Annotated in this window: 22 protein-coding genes; 14 read left to right on the top strand and 8 right to left on the bottom strand. The window is 67.7% G+C overall.

The genetic code is table 11. The features are described 5' to 3' along the window. Positions 1-25: 25 nt before the first annotated feature. Both LX13_RS05225 and LX13_RS05220 read left to right on the top strand, forming a co-directional pair. Positions 26-388 (top strand): ArsR/SmtB family transcription factor, encoded by a 363-nt coding sequence (locus LX13_RS05225; RefSeq protein ID WP_253660220.1) that lies wholly within the window; start codon positions 26-28, stop codon positions 386-388. Further along, on the top strand, positions 385-840 hold the full coding sequence (locus LX13_RS05220) for an SRPBCC family protein (RefSeq protein ID WP_253660219.1): 456 nt from the start codon (positions 385-387) through the stop codon (positions 838-840). The genes LX13_RS05225 and LX13_RS05220 overlap by 4 nt, the downstream gene beginning before the upstream one ends. Positions 841-865: 25 nt before the next feature. On the opposite strand, the gene LX13_RS05215 is transcribed toward LX13_RS05220, so the two are convergent. Both LX13_RS05215 and LX13_RS05210 read right to left on the bottom strand, forming a co-directional pair. Beyond that, on the bottom strand, positions 866-1,396 hold the full coding sequence (locus LX13_RS05215) for a mycothiol transferase (protein ID WP_253660218.1): 531 nt from the start codon (positions 1,394-1,396) through the stop codon (positions 866-868). Next, positions 1,393-1,725 (bottom strand): Rdx family protein, encoded by a 333-nt coding sequence (locus LX13_RS05210; RefSeq protein ID WP_253660217.1) that lies wholly within the window; start codon positions 1,723-1,725, stop codon positions 1,393-1,395. Before LX13_RS05210 ends, LX13_RS05215 begins: the two co-directional genes overlap by 4 nt. Before the next feature lie 37 nt (positions 1,726-1,762). Between LX13_RS05210 and LX13_RS05205 the strand changes: the two genes are divergently transcribed. Together LX13_RS05205 and LX13_RS05200 are read left to right on the top strand one after the other, a co-directional pair. Beyond that, positions 1,763-2,656 (top strand): phosphoribosylaminoimidazolesuccinocarboxamide synthase, encoded by an 894-nt coding sequence (locus LX13_RS05205; RefSeq protein WP_253660216.1) that lies wholly within the window; start codon positions 1,763-1,765, stop codon positions 2,654-2,656. Further along, the gene (locus LX13_RS05200) at positions 2,653-4,761 is read left to right on the top strand and encodes a S9 family peptidase (RefSeq protein ID WP_253660215.1); all 2,109 of its coding nucleotides are present in this window, start codon (positions 2,653-2,655) and stop codon (positions 4,759-4,761) included. The genes LX13_RS05205 and LX13_RS05200 overlap by 4 nt, the downstream gene beginning before the upstream one ends. 122 nt (positions 4,762-4,883) lie before the next feature. Here LX13_RS05200 and LX13_RS05195 read toward each other — a convergent pair whose 3' ends face one another. The 3 genes from LX13_RS05195 to LX13_RS05185 form a co-directional block, all read right to left on the bottom strand. Beyond that, entirely contained in the window at positions 4,884-5,474 is a 591-nt protein-coding gene (locus tag LX13_RS05195) for a type IV toxin-antitoxin system AbiEi family antitoxin (RefSeq protein WP_301300701.1), read from the bottom strand. Between the two features lie 513 nt (positions 5,475-5,987). After that, the gene (locus tag LX13_RS05190) at positions 5,988-7,484 is read right to left on the bottom strand and encodes a DHA2 family efflux MFS transporter permease subunit (protein ID WP_253660213.1); all 1,497 of its coding nucleotides are present in this window, start codon (positions 7,482-7,484) and stop codon (positions 5,988-5,990) included. Continuing rightward, entirely contained in the window at positions 7,481-8,005 is a 525-nt protein-coding gene (locus LX13_RS05185; protein WP_253660212.1) for a MarR family winged helix-turn-helix transcriptional regulator, read from the bottom strand. Before LX13_RS05185 ends, LX13_RS05190 begins: the two co-directional genes overlap by 4 nt. Positions 8,006-8,131: 126 nt before the next feature. On the opposite strand from LX13_RS05185, the gene LX13_RS05180 reads away from it, so the two are divergent. The 5 genes from LX13_RS05180 to LX13_RS05160 all read left to right on the top strand — a co-directional run bounded on the left by LX13_RS05180 (position 8,132) and on the right by LX13_RS05160 (position 11,689). Beyond that, positions 8,132-8,614, top strand: coding sequence for a glutathione peroxidase (locus LX13_RS05180; protein WP_253660211.1), 483 nt, complete (start codon positions 8,132-8,134; stop codon positions 8,612-8,614). A 105-nt stretch (positions 8,615-8,719) separates the two neighbouring features. Beyond that, entirely contained in the window at positions 8,720-9,427 is a 708-nt protein-coding gene (locus tag LX13_RS05175) for a DUF2334 domain-containing protein (protein WP_253660210.1), read from the top strand. A 65-nt stretch (positions 9,428-9,492) separates the two neighbouring features. Further along, on the top strand, positions 9,493-9,732 hold the full coding sequence (purS, locus tag LX13_RS05170; RefSeq protein ID WP_188485881.1) for a phosphoribosylformylglycinamidine synthase subunit PurS: 240 nt from the start codon (positions 9,493-9,495) through the stop codon (positions 9,730-9,732). After that, on the top strand, positions 9,729-10,409 hold the full coding sequence (purQ, locus tag LX13_RS05165) for a phosphoribosylformylglycinamidine synthase subunit PurQ (protein ID WP_253660209.1): 681 nt from the start codon (positions 9,729-9,731) through the stop codon (positions 10,407-10,409). The genes purS and purQ overlap by 4 nt, the downstream gene beginning before the upstream one ends. Positions 10,410-10,414: 5 nt before the next feature. Beyond that, on the top strand, positions 10,415-11,689 hold the full coding sequence (locus LX13_RS05160) for a M18 family aminopeptidase (RefSeq protein ID WP_253660208.1): 1,275 nt from the start codon (positions 10,415-10,417) through the stop codon (positions 11,687-11,689). 18 nt (positions 11,690-11,707) lie between these two features. Here LX13_RS05160 and LX13_RS05155 read toward each other — a convergent pair whose 3' ends face one another. Then, positions 11,708-12,271, bottom strand: coding sequence for a TetR/AcrR family transcriptional regulator (locus tag LX13_RS05155; RefSeq protein WP_253660207.1), 564 nt, complete (start codon positions 12,269-12,271; stop codon positions 11,708-11,710). A 139-nt stretch (positions 12,272-12,410) separates the two neighbouring features. On the opposite strand from LX13_RS05155, the gene LX13_RS05150 reads away from it, so the two are divergent. The 5 genes from LX13_RS05150 to LX13_RS05130 are packed head-to-tail and all read left to right on the top strand — an operon-like array spanning position 12,411 to position 16,544. After that, positions 12,411-12,830, top strand: a complete 420-nt coding sequence (locus tag LX13_RS05150; protein ID WP_253660206.1) for an SCP2 sterol-binding domain-containing protein — start codon at positions 12,411-12,413, stop codon at positions 12,828-12,830. A 36-nt stretch (positions 12,831-12,866) separates the two neighbouring features. Continuing rightward, positions 12,867-14,123 (top strand): cytochrome P450, encoded by a 1,257-nt coding sequence (locus tag LX13_RS05145; RefSeq protein ID WP_253660205.1) that lies wholly within the window; start codon positions 12,867-12,869, stop codon positions 14,121-14,123. Further along, a complete protein-coding gene (locus LX13_RS05140) occupies positions 14,123-14,914 on the top strand; it encodes a coniferyl-alcohol dehydrogenase (protein ID WP_253660571.1) in 792 nt (263 codons plus the stop codon). The genes LX13_RS05145 and LX13_RS05140 overlap by 1 nt, the downstream gene beginning before the upstream one ends. A gap of 11 nt (positions 14,915-14,925) precedes the next feature. Continuing rightward, the gene (locus LX13_RS05135) at positions 14,926-16,329 is read left to right on the top strand and encodes an aldehyde dehydrogenase family protein (protein WP_253660204.1); all 1,404 of its coding nucleotides are present in this window, start codon (positions 14,926-14,928) and stop codon (positions 16,327-16,329) included. A 26-nt stretch (positions 16,330-16,355) separates the two neighbouring features. Beyond that, positions 16,356-16,544: a ferredoxin gene (locus LX13_RS05130; RefSeq protein WP_253660203.1), complete on the top strand. Its 189-nt coding sequence runs from the start codon at positions 16,356-16,358 to the stop codon at positions 16,542-16,544. 7 nt (positions 16,545-16,551) lie between these two features. Here LX13_RS05130 and LX13_RS05125 read toward each other — a convergent pair whose 3' ends face one another. Together LX13_RS05125 and LX13_RS05120 are read right to left on the bottom strand one after the other, a co-directional pair. Next, positions 16,552-17,820 (bottom strand): VOC family protein, encoded by a 1,269-nt coding sequence (locus LX13_RS05125; RefSeq protein ID WP_253660202.1) that lies wholly within the window; start codon positions 17,818-17,820, stop codon positions 16,552-16,554. Next, positions 17,817-18,326 (bottom strand): RNA polymerase sigma factor, encoded by a 510-nt coding sequence (locus LX13_RS05120; RefSeq protein WP_253660570.1) that lies wholly within the window; start codon positions 18,324-18,326, stop codon positions 17,817-17,819. Before LX13_RS05120 ends, LX13_RS05125 begins: the two co-directional genes overlap by 4 nt. Positions 18,327-18,444 lie beyond the last annotated feature (118 nt).

The raw sequence follows: 18,444 nt of genomic DNA, 5'->3' as shown, positions 1-18,444 counted from the left end.
CTGATCGGTTATCGAAGGAGTGGGAATGGCGACGGACACGCTCAGTGCGACGTTCGCCGCGCTGGCCGACCCCACGCGCAGGGCGATCCTCGCCCGGCTGGCCGACGGTGGCTCGGCGACGGTGTCGCAACTGGCCGAGCCGTTCGACATCAGCCTCCCGGCCATATCTCGACACCTGAAGGTGCTCGAGGCGGCCGGGCTCATCAATCGCGGCCGGGACGCGCAGTACCGGCCGTGCACATTGGACGCGACCCCGCTCTCGGCGGCCGATGACTGGATCGAGCGCTACCGGGTCTTCTGGTCGAGAAGCTTCGATCGGCTCGACGCACAACTGGCACGACGACATCCCGCACCACCCGCAGCACATCGAGAGGACACCCAGAGATGAATCAGGACACCGCAACCGAGACCCGCGAGTTCACCATCACCCGCACCTTCGACGCACCGCGCGCGGACGTGTGGGCGGCGTGGACCGAGTCTGCACAGATGGGATGGATGTGCCCCGTCGGCATGAGCATCCCGCCGGAGCGCGCGACGTCCGATGTCCGTGTGGGCGGGCACTTCTCGGCCGTCATGGTCGACGACGCGTCGGGCTGGGAGTGCCCCACGTCGGGGGAGTACCTCGAGGTGACCCCGCCGGAGAAGCTGGTGTTCACCTGGGCTGACCCGACCGACCCCACGTCGGTGTCGGTGTGCACGGTGACGCTGACCGCCGACGATGACGACCGCACGACGATGGACTTCCACCTGCTTGCACCCGGACCGATCTCACCCGAGGACGGCGCCCGACGCGGCTGGGGCAGCACGTTCGACAACCTCGCGACCGCATTGGCGGCCTGACGCCGGCGCCGGCCCGGTGGCGTGGTCAGAAGTTGGCGGCGAGGCCCTTGAGGTAGGCGGCCTGACCGATGTGCTGCGTCGCGTCGTTGATGACGCTGACCAGGCGTACCGACACCGTCACCGGCGGATCCCAGTTCTCGTCGACGACCCGCTCGAGTTCGGCCAGTGTCAGCGCCTCGAGGTAGCGGACGGTCTGCTCGTGTACATCGTGGTGGTAGCCGGCGAGCAGTTCCGCGTCGACGACGACCTTGCCGACGTCCTCCGAGCTCATCCCGTAGCCGGTCGCGAAATCGTCGAACGGGAGGTCGAAGCGGTCCCGCCACTTCGGCCACACCTGGTCGACGTCGGCGACACCGGCGACGTGATCGTCCTGCACGCGCGCCGAGTGCCAGATCAGCCACGCGATGGAGTTGGCCTCGGGCTCGGGGCGGAAGGTCGCGGTCTCGGTGTCGAGATCGCCGGTCAGCTCGCCGACGAGCTCGTCGATGCGGCCGAAGCAGTCGATGAGCAACTCGCGTGCCGCGACGATCTCACCTGATGTCCCCTGGTCTGTCATGTGTCCTCCGTAGTACTGGGTGAGTGGTCGACGGTGGGCGTCGCGGGTCGGCTCCGGTCGCCGTGCCCGAGGTCGCGATCCGGATCTGCGACGTCGCGAACCCGTTGTTTGAGGGTGACGATGTCCGGAAAGCCGCCGTCGCGTCTGCGGTCCCATACCGAATTGTCGTCGACCTCCACGGTGAAGATCCCGCCGGTACCCGGTATCAGGGTCACGCCGGAGAGATCGGAGCCGAAGGTCGACAGCAGTTCCGTCGCCATCCACGAGGCACGGAGCAGCCAATTGCACTGCGTGCAGTAGGTGATGCGCACGGCAGGGGCATGGTCCACGCTTCAAGCCTGCCACGCCCTGACTAACCTCGGAGCCATGCGTCCATCACTGGAGTCCTATCAGCACGTGGCGTCGGGCAAGGTCCGCGAGCTCTACGCGGTCGATGACGAGACGCTGTTGATGGTGTCGTCGGACCGGATCTCGGCGTACGACCACATCCTCTCCACACCCATCCCGGACAAGGGTCGTGTCCTGACCGCGATGACCTTCTTCTGGTTCGACGCCCTCGGCGTGCCCAACCATCTGGCCGGTGGCCCCTCCGACGAGCGCATCCCGGCCGATCTCGTCGGACGGTCGATGGTCGTCCGACGGCTCCCGATGCTGCCGGTGGAATGTGTGGCGCGTGGGTACCTGACGGGGTCGGGTCTGTTGGACTACCAGGCGTCCGGAGCCGTCTGCGGGATCGCGCTCCCGGACGGTCTCGGCGAGGCCTCGCAGCTACCCGAGCCCATCTTCACCCCGGCGTCGAAAGCGGATCTCGGGGACCACGACGAGAACATCGACTACGACACGGTCGTCGGCAAGGTCGGTGCCGACGTCGCGGACGCGGCCCGTGCGGCGACGCTCGAGATCTACTCGCGTGGTGCGGAACTGGCGGCGGAGCGTGGGATCATTCTCGCCGACACCAAGTTCGAGTTCGGGACCGCCGCGGACGGCACGTTGGTACTCGCCGACGAGGTGATGACGCCGGACAGCTCGCGGTACTGGGATGCGCAGACCTACCGCCCGGGGGAGGTGCAGCCCAGTTTCGACAAGCAGATCGTGCGGAACTGGTTGAACGGCCCCGATTCGGGTTGGGACCGCCGGGCCGACGGTCCGCCGCCACCACTGCCCGCCGACATCGCCGAGCGCACGCGGGCGCGCTACATCGAAGCCTATGAACGTATTTCAGGTCTGTCGTTCGCCGACTGGCCGGAGGGAGAGCAGTGACCGAGAAGCAGGCCGTGCCCGTCGCGAAGAAGGTGCCCAGCACCCGGGTGCACCACGGCGACGAGGTCGTCGACAACTACGAGTGGCTGCGCGAGAAGGACGATCCGGAGGTCATCGCGTACCTCGAGGCGCAGAACGCCCTGACCGAGGCCGACACCGCCGCGCTCGCCGACCTGCGGGCCGCGATCTACGGCGAGATCAAGTCGCGGACACAGGAAACCGACATGTCGGTGCCGTCGCGGCGCGGACAGTACTGGTATTACGCCCGGACGGTGGAAGGGCAGCAGTACGCGCTGCGGTGCCGTGCGCCGATCGCCGCCGACGACGACTGGGACCCCCCGACGGTGTCCGGCGACGACCCGCTGCCCGGCGAACAGGTGCTCCTCGACTCCAACCTCGACGCCGAGGGCACCGACTTCTACAGCCTCGGCGCGTTCTCGGTGACCGACGACGGAACGATGCTGGCCTACAGCGTCGACAAGGTGGGCGACGAGCGATACACGCTGCGCTTCAAGGATCTCGGCAGCGGTGAGCTGCTTGCCGAGACGGTGGAGAACACCGCTCCGGGCGCGACGTGGTCGCACGACGGCCGCCACATCTTCTACCTCACCGTCGACGATGCCTGGCGTCCTGACACCGTATGGCGCCACGACCTCGGCGCCGGTACCGACGACGTCACGGTGTTCCACGAGCCCGACGAGCGCTTCTGGGTCGGCATCGGCGGTACGCGCAGCGACAAGTACCTCATGATCGGGCTCGGGTCGAAGATCACGTCCGAGGTGCACGTGCTCGCGGCCGACGACCCCACCGGCGAGTTCCAGGTGATCTGGCCGCGCCGCGACGGTGTCGAGTACGACGTCGAGCACGCCGTGATCGGCGGTGAGGACCGGTTCCTCATCACCCACAACGAGAACGCCGAGAACTTCGAGCTCCTCGACGCGCCGGTCGACGATCCGACTGCGACCCGGGTCCTGATACCGCACGATGCGGAGTCGCGGATCGAGGGTGTCGACGCCTTCGCCGACCAGTTGGTGCTCAGCTACCGTCGCGCGGCGACCCCGCGGATCGCGATCGCCGACATCCGCGGCGCGACGAGCTCGTCGGATGTGTCGTTCCAGGAGTTGACGTTCGACGAGCCGTTGTCGTCGGTGGGCCTGGCCGGCAACCCCGAGTGGGCGGCGCCGCGACTGCGCATCGGCTACACCAGCTTCATCGAACCCAGCGAGATCATCGACCTCGACGTCACCTCGGGTGAGCGGATCCTGCTCAAACGTCAAGTGGTGCTGGGTGATTACGACCCCGCCGACTACGAGCAGAAGCGGGAGTGGGTCACCGCCGCCGACGGCACGCAGGTCCCGTTGTCGATCGTGAGTCGCAAGGGGGTGTCGCGGCCGGCGCCGACGCTGCTCTACGGATACGGCTCGTACGAGGCGAGCATGGACCCCGGGTTCTCGATCGCGCGGTTGTCGCTGCTCGACCGGGGTGTCGTCTTCGTCATCGCGCACATCCGCGGCGGCGGCGAGATGGGTCGGCACTGGTACGAGAACGGCAAGACCCTCACGAAGAAGAACACCTTCACCGACTTCGTCGACTCCGCGCGGCACCTCATCGACTCCGGCGCGACCACCCCGGCGCAGTTGGTGGGGGAGGGCGGCTCGGCCGGCGGCCTGCTGATCGGGGCCGTCGCGAACCTCGCGCCCGAGCTGTTCAGCGGGATCCTCGCGGTGGTGCCCTTCGTCGACCCGTTGACCTCGATCCTCGACCCGTCGCTGCCGTTGACCGTCATCGAATGGGACGAGTGGGGAAATCCGTTGGAGGACAAGAAGGTCTACGAGTACATGCGGTCGTACTCGCCGTACGAGAACGTCGCTGCGCTCGACTACCCGGCCATCCTCGCGCTCACGTCGCTCAACGACACCCGAGTGATGTACACCGAGGCGGCCAAGTGGGTGGCGCGGTTGCAGGACAACTCGACGTCGGACAACGCGATCCTGCTCAAGACCGAGATGTCGGCCGGGCACGGTGGTGTGAGTGGTCGGTACAAGCAGTGGGAAGAGGTCGCCTTCGAACATGCCTGGGTCCTCCGCCAGACAGGTGCCGTCTGACCCCCGCCCCGCCAGTTGGGCACGTAACCCCGCCAGTTGGGCACGTAACCCCGCCAGTTGGGCACGTACCCGCGCTGGTTGGGCACCTACGACCATCAGTTGGGCAGCCGTGGTGCTGATGATCAGTGTCGCCGGGGGTTCCGACAACCGCGGATCGCCAGAAGTTCCTCGATGGTGGCGACGACCTTGTCCGGGTTCGTCGACATCGCCTGACCGGTGACGCGGATGGTGTCCCAGCCGAGGTCTGACAGCTTGCGATCGCGCTCGGCATTGTCGGCGCGATCGTCGGCCGATGTGTGGTGCTCGACGCCGTCGTATTCGATGTCGATCTTGTACCGGCGGTAGCCGAGATCCAGTTTGGCGATGAGGCGCCCGTCTGCGCCGAACACCTCTATCTGCGCTTCCGGACGTGGCAGCCCACTCTTGATGATCAGGTACCGCAAGGCGGTCTCGCGGGGGGATTCTGATTTGGGCTCGATGTACTGGATCAGGTCGCGAATCTGCCGGATCCCTTTCGTATGCGGGTGATCGCGGATGTACGCCCAGAGTTCCGCGAGGTCCAGGTCGGACACAAAGGCGAGGTCGTCCAGGCGTGCCAGGGCTTTCCATGCCGGTCCCCGTCGGCCGATGTCGTAGGCGGTGCGGACCGGGGTGGTGACGGCGAGGCCGTCGACCACCTGCACGTCATCGGCCGCGAGATGGTCGGTTCGCATGATGCGCACACCGTCGAACTGTCGGCCCTGACCGGTGAGGCCACGTATGAGCTCGATGTCGGCGTCGTGATCGGTGAATCTGGCGCCGTGCAAGACCGCGGCACTCATCCCTGAGACAACCGCTCCGTCGCCCGCGCGTATGACTGCTGCTCGGATGAGGTCACGGTCGGTGAGAACGGTATGTGGTGGAGCGTGGACACCGCGTTGGATCCGACGGCAGTCCCTTCGCACGTCTCGCGCCGCGGCGTCAGTACGGATCAAGTTCTCGTCTCCCCAGAAGGGATGTTGGTCGGGCTGCACGATGGATCGGACGTCCCTGACATCACGACGGTTCCAACTGGTTCGGGGTCCTGCCCAACTGACGGACTTACGTGCCCAACTGGCGGTCTTAGGTGCCCAATTGGCGTCGTTACGTGCCCAACTGGCGGGTTTACGTGCCCAACTGGGGGTGGCGCATGGGAAAGGCCCCGCCGGCGTGGAGCTGCCGGCGGGGCCTTTCGGTCGGGAATCAGCTCAGTGCATCATCACCGGAGCGGCCTTGACGGGCTCGCCGTCGGCGCCGATCTCGGTGTGCACCGACACCTTCTTGCGGGGCAGGAAGAACGCGGGCACCAGGCAGAGGATGATCAGCACCACGGCGACGACGAACGTGTCACCGAAAGCCCCGGCCAGGCCGGACGGCGTCGGGGGCGTCACCGACTTGAGGTTGCTGGCCAGGATCACCGAGATGACCGCGGTACCGACCGACGCGGCGGTCTGCTGGACGACATTGACGAGCGTCGAACCGTCGGCGACCTTGTCGGCCGACAGGGTGGCCAACGCGGCCGACATCATCGGCATCATCGACATACCCATACCGAGGCCCTGCACGAACAGCGCCGCACCGAGGATCCAGTAGGACGTCCCGGCACCGAGGAACATGAACGTCCCCAGGCCGAAGGCGATCAGCACGATACCGGTCAGGACGAACTTGCCCGGACCGATCTTGTCGGTCATCCGGCCCGCGATGGGCATGGTGATCATCGCGCCGAGACCCTGTGGTGCGACCAACAATCCGGCCATCAGGGTCGACTCGCCCCGCACGCCGATGAAGTACTGCGGGAACAGCAGCGAGGCGCCGAAGAACGCGATCAGGAACAGGCTGAACGTGACCACGGTCCAGCTCAACGTGGGGTTCTTGAACAGTCGCAGGTCGATCAAGGGGTTCTTGTTGGCTCCGCGCAGGGCGTGGAACACGAATCCGATGATCAGCGCGGCACCGATCACCATCGGGATCAGCACCTTCGCGGCGATGAACGTGCCCGCGTCGTTCGACGACGACACCCCGTACAGGAACAGCGCGAGACCCGGTGACAGCAGCAGCAATCCGACGAAGTCGAACGGCGGCCTGGTCTTCTCGTCGTCGTCCTCGAGGATCCAGGCCGAGTACAGGAAGGCGAGGATGCCGATCGGGACGTTGATCAGGAAGATCCAGTGCCAGGACACGTACTCGATGAGCACGCCGCCCAGGATCGGGCCGGCGATGGGGCCCAACAGCATCGGGACACCGAGCACGGCCATGACGGAGCCGACGCGCTCCGGTCCGGCAGCGCGGGTCAGGATCATCATGCCGACGGGCATCAGCATGCCGCCACCCGCGCCCTGCAGCATGCGGAACGCGACGAGCGAGCCGATGTTCCAGGCGAAAGCACAGAGGATGGAGCCGATGACGAACAGGACCAGCGAGGTCAGGTAGACCTTCTTGGTGCCGAAACGTGCTGCGGCCCAGCTCGACAGCGGGATGACCGCGGCCAGGGCCAGGGTGTATCCGGTGGCGGTCCAGGCGGCGCTCGCCGCGGACGTGTTGAAGACGTCCTGGAAGGTGTTCTGGGCCACCGCGACCACGGTGGTGTCGAGGATGGACATGATCGCGCCGAGCACGACCACGGCGGCGATCTTCAGAACCCGCGCGTCGAGACCGCCGCTCTCCGCGCCGGCCCCTTCTGCGGAGGCCTTGGTAGGTGAGGTCATCCGTTCACTTTCTGGCTCTTCCGGTGCACGAACACCGGATCGGATTCGGAGAGATAGTCGCCGCTGACTATCGAGTTCAGGACGGAATGCAGTCCGTCGCGCAGCTCCTCGGGCAAGCGGCCCACGAAGCTGCGGAACTGGTCTTCCTTGTTGTCGAGATGTGCGCTGACCATCGCGTGGCCCTCGTCGGTGAGGGACACACGCTTGACCCGGCGGTCGTGGCTGTCCTCGCGCCGGTCCACCAGGCCCAGACCCACCAGTTTGTCGACGTTGCGACCGGCCGCGGCGAGCGACAGGTGCAACGCCTCGCCGAGTTCGTTCAACGACAACGCGCGGCCGCGCCCGGACAGGATCATCAGGGTGCGGAAGTGCGAGAACGAGATCTCGGTGTTCATCATGCTGTCCAGCGCGTCGACCTCGGTGGTGCAGAGCAGACGGTTGAGGAAATCGACGAGCACGTCGAACGTCTGTTCCTCCGACACCGGTGCCGAGAGCGCAGGCTGCGGGTGGGTGAGAGTCACCGGGAAAAGGTAACGCACACGCAACTATCGTCGCCAACGCAATTGTTGTGGGATCGGACACACTCCCGGAAAACAGGTGGTCCAGGTCACTTCGCCGTCGTCGGTCGAACGACCTACTCTCATCAGATGACCTCCATCAACGCGATCCCCCTCACCACGCTGCAGGGCGCCGACACCACCCTCGGCGCGTTCACCGGCCCGGTCCTCGTGGTCAACGTCGCCAGCAAGTGCGGCCTGACCCCGCAGTACAGCGGCCTCGAGAAGATCGCCGAGGACTACCGCGACCGCGGACTCACCGTCGTCGGCGTCCCCTGCAACCAGTTCATGGGCCAGGAGCCCGGTACGGCGGAGGAGATCGAGACGTTCTGCTCGACCACCTACGGCGTGACCTTCCCGCTGCTGGAGAAGGTGGACGTCAACGGTGGCGACCGGCACCCGCTCTACGTCGAGTTGACGCAGGCGACCGATGATTCCGGTGAGGCGGGCGACGTGCAATGGAATTTCGAGAAGTTCCTGCTCGACGCCGACGGGACCGTCGTCCGACGCTTCCGCCCGCGCACCGAACCCGACGCCGCCGAGGTCATCGAGGCGATCGAGGCCGTGCTCTGACCGACGCCCACGCCGTCGCGACGCGGCGCATGTCACACGGGTAGTTCGATCGCCGTACACGTCGACTCCACCGTCGCAACACCTGCGCGGTCGACACTGGGGCACATGGCAGGACAGCTGTACGTATCGATTTCCGGCATCCGCACCGAGACCGCGGTCGCGGTCCGCGACTTCACCGAGACCCTCGCCGAGCGTCAGGTCCCGGTGTCGTTGCTGGTCGCGCCGCGCCTCAAGCACGGGTACCGACTCCTCGACGACACCGACACCGTCGGCTGGTTGCGAGACCGCCGATCCGGTGACGACGCCATCGTGCTGCACGGCTACGACCAGGCGGCCACCAAGCGTCGCCGCGCCGAGTTCGCCGTCATCGCCGCCCACGAGGCCGCCCTGCGGCTGACCGCCGCCGACCGTGTTCTCGAACGCAGTGGTCTGCGGACACGCATCTTCGCCGCCCCTCGATGGTCCGCGTCCGCGGGCGCGCTCGAGGCGCTGCCGCAGGCCGGGTTCCGGGTCAATCTCGGGTTCACCGGTTGGAACGACCTGTCGACCGGGTCGTTCCAACGCTCTCGGGTACTCGGGTTCGGCGACGGGTTCCGGGCCGACGCCTGGTGGTGTCGCATGGTGGTCGTCGCGTCGAACCGCACCGCACGAAAGGGCGGGATCGTCCGGCTGTCCATCGCCGCCAAACACCTCGACAACCCGATGGCACGCTCGACGATTCTCGACTGCGTCGACCTCGCGCTGCACCACGGTCTGGCGCCGGTCACCTACCGTGAGCTGACCCACTCGGCCGCACGGCGCAGCGCTGCGTAGAGCAGCGGCGACTGCCGGTAAGCTGACCACGAGAATCAGCCCCCGGTGATACAGGAGCGAACAAGATGGCGCGTGTGGTTGTCGACGTGATGCCCAAGACGGAGATCCTCGACCCGCAGGGGCAGGCGATCGTCGGAGCGCTCGGCCGGCTCGGCTTCGCCGGTATCGCCGACGTCCGACAGGGCAAGCGCTTCGAGCTGGAGGTCGACGGTTCGGTCGACGACGCCGCCCTGGAGCGCATCGCGGCAGAATTGTTGGCCAACACCGTGATCGAGAACTTCACGGTCTCCCGGGCCGAGCAGTGACGGCGCGCATCGGGGTCATCACGTTCCCGGGGACCCTCGACGACGTCGACGCCTCGCGGGCGGTCCGTCTCGCCGGTGCGCAACCGGTCGAACTCTGGCACGCCGACGCCGACCTGCAGGGCGTCGACGCGGTCATCGTGCCCGGCGGCTTCTCCTATGGCGACTACCTGCGGGCCGGCGCCATCGCACGCTTCGCCCCGATGATGGGCGCGGTCGTCGAGGCAGCCACCCGCGGCACCCCGATCCTGGGTATCTGCAACGGATTCCAGGTGCTGTGCGAGGCCGGTCTCCTGCCCGGCGCACTGACCCGCAACACCGGACTGCATTTCGTGTGCCGCGACCAGTGGCTGAAGGTCGAGTCGACGACCTCGGCCTGGAGCAGCCGATTCGAGCCGGGTGCGGAGATCCTGGTGCCGCTCAAATCCGGTGAGGGACGGTTCGTCGCCTCCGAGGAGGTGCTCGACGAACTCGAGGGGGAGGGCCGCGTGGTGTTCCGCTACGCCGGCGACAACCCGAACGGGTCGCTCCGCTCGATCGCGGGCATCGCCAGTGCCGACGGACGCGTCGTGGGCCTCATGCCGCATCCCGAACACGCCACCGAGCCGCTGACCGGCCCGAGCGACGACGGACTCGGGCTGTTCTTCTCCGCTATCGACGCGGTCCTGGCCACGGCCTGAGCTCCATGACGATCCCGACGTCGGCGACCGCGCGTGGCCTCTGCACGTTCGTCGACGCGTCCCCGTCGCCGTTCCACGTGTGCGCGACGGTCGCGGCCGACCTGCAGTCCGCCGGCTACACCGAGCTGCACGAGACCGAGGCGTGGGCCGACGTCGCCGGGGCCCACTACGTCGTCCGTGGCGGGTCGATCATCGCCTGGGACGCCCGCGGCACCGACACCGCCTTCCGGATCGTCGGCGGCCACACCGACAGCCCCAACGTGCGCCTCAAACAACATCCGGAGCTACGGTCGGTCGGCCTGCGCATGGTCGGCCTCGAACCCTACGGCGGCGCGTGGCTGAACTCCTGGCTCGACCGGGATCTGGGCGTCTCCGGTCGCCTCGCGATCCGACGGGGAACCGGCCTCGAGCAGCGGCTCGTCCGGGTCGACGATCCCGTTCTGCGGGTGCCGCAGCTGGCCATCCACCTGTCCGAGGACCGCAAGGGCGTGACCCTCGACCCGCAGCGGCACGTCAACGCCATCTGGGGTGTCGACGACGGTACGCCCGCGCAGTTCCTCGAATGGCTGTGCGGCCGGGAGGAACTCGACCTCGCCGACGTGGTCGGGTGGGAACTCATGACCCACGACCTCGTACCCAGTTCGCCGATCGGCGCGCACTCGGACCTGCTGAGCGCGCCGCGCCTGGACAACCAGGGCACCTGCTACGCCGGGCTGCGTGGCCTCCTCGACGCCGCGGACTCGAGCGGACCGACGCGGGTGCTGGCGTTGTTCGACCACGAAGAGGTCGGGAGCGGATCCGAGCGGGGCGCCGCATCCGATTTCCTCGCGAGCACGCTGGAGCGAATCGTGTTGGCGCGCGGCGGAGATCGCGGCGACTACCTGCAGACGATGGCGGCGAGTGTCTGCGCCTCGGGCGACATGGCGCACGCGACGCATCCGAACTACCCGGACCGCCACGAGCCCGCCCACCGGATCGCGGTGAACGGCGGCCCGGTGCTCAAGGTCAACCAGAACCTGCGCTACGCCAGCGACGCCGAGGGTGAGGGACTGTTCGCGCTCGCCTGCGAGCAGGCCGGGGTGCCGCTGCAGCGCTATGTACACCGCGCCGACCTGCCGTGCGGATCGACGATCGGACCGATCACCGCGACCCGGACGGGCCTCCGCACGGTCGATGTCGGTGCCGCGCAGTTGGCGATGCACAGCGCTCGCGAGATGATGGGCGCCGAGGATGTCGCGAGTTATTCCGCTGCGCTGCAAGCGTTCCTGGCACCTGCCTGACGCAGGATCGGCGCCCGGTCACACCGGGGGCAGGTCCGCCAGCTCACCGGAGTCGAGCGCGATCTCGGCGCGGTTGAACATCCACTCCAGCGCATCACGATCTGCCTCGAGGGTGATCTGCTCGTATCCGACCAGCAGGTACATCGCCCACTTGGCGAACATCTCCGCACCGCGCTCGTTGCCGACGACGGCGAGCGCCGCGTCGTGCAGGACCTGTGCGCGCTGGGCGTCGACCTCCTGCTGCACCGCGAGCACCGCGGGATCCAGGCTGCTCCAGGTTCGGATGGCCGACTCCGCACGATAGGGCAGCGACATGCCGATCGCACGCAACGCCTCGATGCGTTTGCGTGGATCCGGTTCGGCGCGAACGTGTTCGATCAGAGCGTCTGACCGCTCGGTGCGCCAGTGTTCGAGCAGCTCGCCGGTGTAGTGACCCCAGTTGTCGAAGAAGTGATAGAAGGACCCGGACGTGACACCGAGGCGTCGACACACCTCGGCGAGCTTCAGTCCGCCGTACCCGAGATCGGCGAGTACATCCAGTCCGGTCTCCAGGTACGCCTGGCGCGATGTCGTGGTCGCCACCGACCCAGCCTAGGTCGTCGATCCCCGTCTGACGGACGGGCGTGCGATTCCCTTGACCATAAGTGAAGTTATGGCTACTGTGATCCACACCTCATCTGGATGGTGGGGCCCGCCCTGAACTGCGACGACGGAGGACATCATGGGTTTCGCCAGTGCCGACGAGGTGTGTACCTACATCGGAGGCATCTTCGAGACGGCGTTCGCCGACGACGAGATCGGCCCGAAGTTGGCCGGGACCGGGATCGTCCTCGAGTTCGCGTTCACCGAGCCCGAGGCGCATGTGGTGATCGACGCCGCCGATCAGAAGGTGTACGGCGACGGGCTGCCGGGCGGCCTCGACGCCGCACCGACCCCAGGCGCGACGATGTCGATGAGCGCCGACGTGGGCAGCGCGTACTGGCAGGGCAGGGTGAACCTCCCGATGGCCATGGCCAAGAAGAAGATCTCGGTCGACGGCAACGTCGCGTCGCTGCTCAAGCTGGCGCCCCTGTCGAAGAAGCTGTTCCCCAGCTACGTCGAGCGGTTGAAGGCCGACGGCCGCGACGACCTGCTCGTCTGACGCCCAGCCACCGTTCTGAAGACAAGGACTCCTCACATGAGTGCACCGACCGCCGACCGAACCTTCCATCCCGTGAGCATCTCGCCGCAGTCGTTCTGGGCCGCCACCGCCGACGACCGCGAGGCGACCTTCCGACTGCTGCGCGATGAGGCGCCGATCAGTTGGCATCCCCCGATCGAGGGTGCGCTGATCCCGCCGGAGCAACCCGGGGTGTGGGCGGTGGCGACACACGCCGACATCACCTATGTCAGCAAGCACCCGGAGCTGTTCACGTCCGCGCAGGGCGTGATGGTCGAGGAACTCCCCGAGGAGCTGCTCGAGGCGTCGATGTCGTTCCTGGCCATGGACGGCAAGCGCCACGCGTCGCTGCGTCGTCTGGTCAGCGCCGCGTTCACCCCGCGCCAGGTGAAGACCATCACCGAACAGATCCAGAGCCAGGCCGAGCGCATCGTCGACGATCTGCTGGCCAACCCCGAGGGCGACTTCGTCATGCAGGTGTCCAAGCGTCTGCCGATGTGGACCATCTACGAGATGATGGGTCTCGACGAGAGCCACCGCGACGACGCCGCGCACCACGCCGACGGGCTGGTCTCGTGGAACGACCCGGCCGTCGCCGCCGGCCGGGAGCCGGGCGAGGTACTCAACGAGTCGTTGGTCGCGCTGCTCACCATGGCGCTCGAACTGGCCGAGGCCCGTCGCGCGGAGCCCCGGGACGACCTCATGACCAATCTCGTGCAGGCCGAGGTCGACGGCGAGAAGCTCACCGACGACGAGATCGCCGCGTTCTTCGTGCTGCTGTCGGTGGCCGGCAACGACACCACCCGCAACACGATCAGCCTGGTCGCGAAGGCATTGCAGGACAACCCAGATCAGCGACAGCTGCTCATCGACGACTTCGACGGGAACATCGGCACCGCCGTCGACGAGTTCATCCGCTATGCGACCCCGGTGATGACGTTCCGGCGTACCGCGTTGGTGGACACCGAGGTCGGCGGGCAACCGATCCGTGCGGGGGAGTGGCTGTTGATGCTCTACCCCTCGGCCAACCGTGACGCCGAGGTGTTCACCGACCCCGAACGCTTCGACGTCACCCGATCGCCCAACCCGCACGTCGGGTTCGGCGGCGGCGGCCCCCACTTCTGTATGGGGGCTTTCCTCGCCAAGACCCAGCTGCGAGAATTGTTCGGACAGTTGCTGACCCGCGCGACGAACCTGCAACTCTCCGAGCCGGAGTTCCTGGTCGGCAACTTCGTTCACGCGGTCCGCTCGCTGCCGTACACGCTGACGACGTGATGAGCGATCTCGCGGGCAAGAGCTTCGTCGTCACCGGGACGGCGTCGGGCATCGGCCACGTGGTGGCGAGCAAACTCCTCGCCGCAGGCGCCCTGGTGCACAGCCTCGACCGGAACACTCCGACCGCCGGGGTCACCACCCATGTCGAGGTCGACCTGGCGAACCCGCAGAGCATCGACGCCGCCGTCGAGACCCTCGACGGCGAGTACGACGGACTCATCAACGTGGCGGGCATCCCCGGCACCGCGCCGGGCGACCTCGTGCTGGCCGTGAACGCACTGGCCGTCCGGCACCTCACCGAGGCGATGTTCGGCCGGTTGCGCACGGGCGGGTCGATCGTCGTGGTCTCGTCGATCGCCGGCATGAACTGGCCGTTGCGACTCGAGCAGGTGCGCGACCTGCTGGCCACCGACACCTTCGACGAGGGTGCGGCCTGGTTCACGGCCAACCCGCAGGAGGGCAACACCTACAACTTCTCCAAGGAGGTCGCCACGGTCTACGCGATGTCGATGTCGTTGGCCCTGGTGGAGATGGGTCTGCGCATCAACGCGGTACTGCCCGGCCCTGTGGAAACCCCGATTCTGCCCGACTTCGAGGAGTCGATGGGCAAGGATAATCTCGACGGCGTCCGGGGTCTGCTGGGCCGACACGCCCAGCCCGACGACATCGCCGACGCGATCATCTTCCTGGTCACCGCTGAGGCTCGCTGGATCAACGGCCACGCGATGGTCGTCGACGGCGGTCTCAGCGGAGGCATCCTGACCGGCGTCGTACCGGCACCCGAGATCTGAGGACACCGCTCATGGCCGCACCCGCACTGCCCACCACGCCCGTCGTCGAGCCGGTCCATCGAGCGATGCTCGACGAGCTGCGCCGCCACCACGCGTCCGGCGTCACCCGGGACATCGGTTGGCGTACAGAACAGCTGGCGGCACTCGAGCGCATGCTCGACGAGCGCGAGTCCGACATCGTCGCAGCGCTCGACGCCGACCTGGGCCGAGCCGGCTTCGACGCATGGCTCGGCGACATCGCGTCGACCAAGGGCGAGGCGACGTTCGCGCGCAAGAACCTGAAGAAGTGGATGAAGCGTCAGCGGCAGTCGTTGCCCCTCGCGCAGCGGCCCGCCCGCGGCTGGGTGCAGTACGAGCCGCTCGGCGTCGTGCTGGTCATCGGCCCGTGGAACTACCCCGTGTACCTGACACTCGGACCGCTGGTCGCCGCGATCGCCGCGGGCAACTGCGCCGTGCTCAAGCCCTCGGAGATGGCGCCGGCGTCGTCGGCTCTGCTGGCCCGGATCGTGCCGGAGTACCTCGACACCGCCGCGTTCCGCGTGATCGAGGGTGACGCCTCGACCACCCAGGATCTGCTGGCGCTGGGCTTCGACCACGCCGTGTTCACCGGCGGCACCGAGGTCGGCAAGAAGATCATGGCCGCCGCGGCCCCGACACTCACGCCGGTGACCCTCGAACTCGGCGGCAAGAGCCCGGTCTACGTGGCTGCCGACGCCGATCTCGACGTCGCCGCGCGCCGCATCGCGTGGACCAAACTCCTCAACTCCGGCCAGACCTGCATCGCGCCCGACTACGTGCTCGCCGACCGCGCGGTGGTCGACGAGCTGGTCGGCAAGATCGGCGCCACCATCGCCGAGTTCCGCAGGGACCAGCCCGAGTCCACGGTCAAGATCGTCAACAGCCGCCAGTTCGACCGTCTCGCCGGGTATCTCGACGCGACCACTGGCCGCGTCGTTCTCGGCGGCGGCGTCGACGCCGAGAACCTGCGGATCGAGCCGACCGTGGTCGTCGATCCCGACCCGGACGACGCCGTGATGGAGAACGAGATCTTCGGCCCCATCCTGCCCGTGCTCACCGTCGAGTCGCCCGACGCCGCGATCGCCTTCATCAACTCACGCCCCAAGCCGCTCGCCAGCTACGTCTTCACCTCGTCGAAGTCGTTGGCCGCGAGAATGATCGACGCCATCCCCTCGGGTGGCGCGGTGGTCAACCACATCGCGATGCACTGCCTGATCCCGCAGCTGCCCTTCGGTGGTGTCGGTGCCAGCGGCATGGGCGCCTACCACGGGCGATGGGGTTTCGAGGCCCTCAGCCACCGCAAGGCGGTGTTGTCCAAACCGGCGAAACCCGATCTGTCACTGATCTATCCGCCCTACAGCGACCGCGCGGTGAAACTGCTGCGGCGCATGCTCTGACACCCCCCGACACGAAAGGACCAACCATGAAGGTGACCGTGGACCGCGAGCTGTGCTGTGCATCGGGCATGTGCGAGATGACCGCGCCGGAGGTGTTCCTGCTCGCCGACTCCGGCGACGTCGAGGTCGACAACGACCAGGTCGACGCCCACTCCGACAAGGTGCGCCGGGCCCTCATCGAATGTCCCACCCAGGCGCTGACCCTGATCGAGTGACAGTTCGTCAGTACTGCCCGAGGTAGAAGAACACCCCCTGGTCGTCCACGCATTCGGCGACCGTCGCGTACGGCTCACGCCGCGGGCCCGACACGACCTGTCCGCCCATCTCGACGACCCGGGCGACCGCGACGTCGACGTCGTCGACCGACCACATGGCCACCGCTGAGTACTCCACCGCGCCGCCGGCGATCCCGATCCGCGGTCGCGAGTCGTCGACCTCCCACCCGTCGTCGATGCGGCCGGCCGTGAACTCCCAGCCGAGGACGCGCGAGTGGAAGTCGCGGAACGCCCGGCTGTCGGGGGTGTGCACCGTGATGTAGGTGAGTTCGCCGTGACCAGCCGGATGTTGTTGCCCGCGAGTCTCATCGGGATCGGGGACGTACACCGCGAAGCGGGCGCCCTGGTCATCGGCCGCGTCCAGCGAGCCGGGGTGGCCGTCGGGCTCGGTGAGGTCGGCGCCCCCGGCCGCGATGATCGCCTTCCGCGCGAGGTCGAGATCGGGAACCGCGTAGACCAGGAACAGTGACCGCAGATCACCCAGCGAGGACAGGCCGAGACGGTGTCCGAGGTTGGTGACCTGACGCGTCTCGGCGTCGTAGCGCCAGCCGAGCACCGACCCGTAGAACCGGGCCGCGCGCTCGACATCGGGGGTGCACAGAGACGGGTACACGACGTCGCCGCGGCGGACCCGGTCGGCGACGGGCGCTTGCGTACGGGACGGCCCGGACAACATCCACCGGTGACCGAACGGGTCGATGATGACCGCTGTCCTCGACCCGTGGCCCTCGTAGGGTTCGCGCTGTACTGTCGCGCCGCCCGAGCGGGCCGCGTCCACCGCACGATCGGCGTCGTCGACTGCGAGCACGAGACTCACCGACACCCCGCCGGGTGCGGGTGCGGCCAGCCCGATCTCCTCGAACGCCGCCGCCAGGTAGATGACGCCACCGCCGATCTCGACCTCGGCATGGCCGACGCGGCCGTCGTCCATCAGGATCGGCTCGCCACGCAGCCGCGCACCCAGATGGGCCTGGTACCAGTCGATGGCCGCCATCCCGTCGCTCACGGTGAGGTAGGGCAGCGCACCGGGGCGCTCGGGCGCCGTCTGGGCGATGGGTTCGGCGGTGGTGACTCCGCTCATGGTGACTCCTTCGGGTAGATCGGCTCCGCGCTCGAGTCGGCTACGCAGCGCTCGGGTGAATTCCGCGCTCGGGGCGGTGTCGCGATCGACGGCGCGCAGCGCCGAGAACGGATCGAGGGCGAACGGGTCGGTCATCGCTGCGTCTCCTCTCCGGATCGCGGTGTGCTGTTTCGGTCGCGATCGTCGTCGGGATACTTCGCCCGGAACTCCCGCTTGGCCCGCGTCAGCAATGCCTCGGTCGCCATCACGGTGCGGCCGAGGATCTCGGCGCAGCGCGGCACGGTGCAGTCGTCGACGTAGCGGAGCGTGAGGATCGCCCGGTGCAGCGGGCTGATCCGGGCCAACGTGCGTTCGGCGATCAGACGGTCCAGCTCGGTGTCCCACGTGTCGAAAGCCGTCTCGGGTGCGTCACCCACCGGCTCGGCGGTCCTCTGCATGCGCCGCCAGTGGTCGGCGAGCTTGTGCCGGGCCACCCCGATCAGCCACGGCACGGTGGGGTCGGGCGGGTCGACACGTCGGACGCTGTCCATCGCCGCGAGAAACGTCTCGGAGGTGAGGTCCTCGGCGATGGTGCTGTCGCGGCACCGACGCAGCAGGTACCCGTAGACGGCGGGCAATGCGTCGTCGTACACGTCGAGCAGGAGCTGCGCCCCGGGGTGAGCACTCACATCCTCATAGTCGTCGGCCGACGCGGTTTTCCGACGGACTCGCCGCAAATGAGCCGTCGACGACCGCAACCGGGGCGGGCGGACGCGCCGC

Origin of the sequence: Williamsia maris (genome assembly GCF_024171815.1) — a bacterium.
Taxonomy (GTDB): Bacteria; Actinomycetota; Actinomycetes; order Mycobacteriales; family Mycobacteriaceae; genus Williamsia_A; species Williamsia_A maris.
The sequence above is the reverse complement of the archived record's forward strand: the minus strand, read 5'-3'. Positions and strand labels throughout refer to the sequence as shown.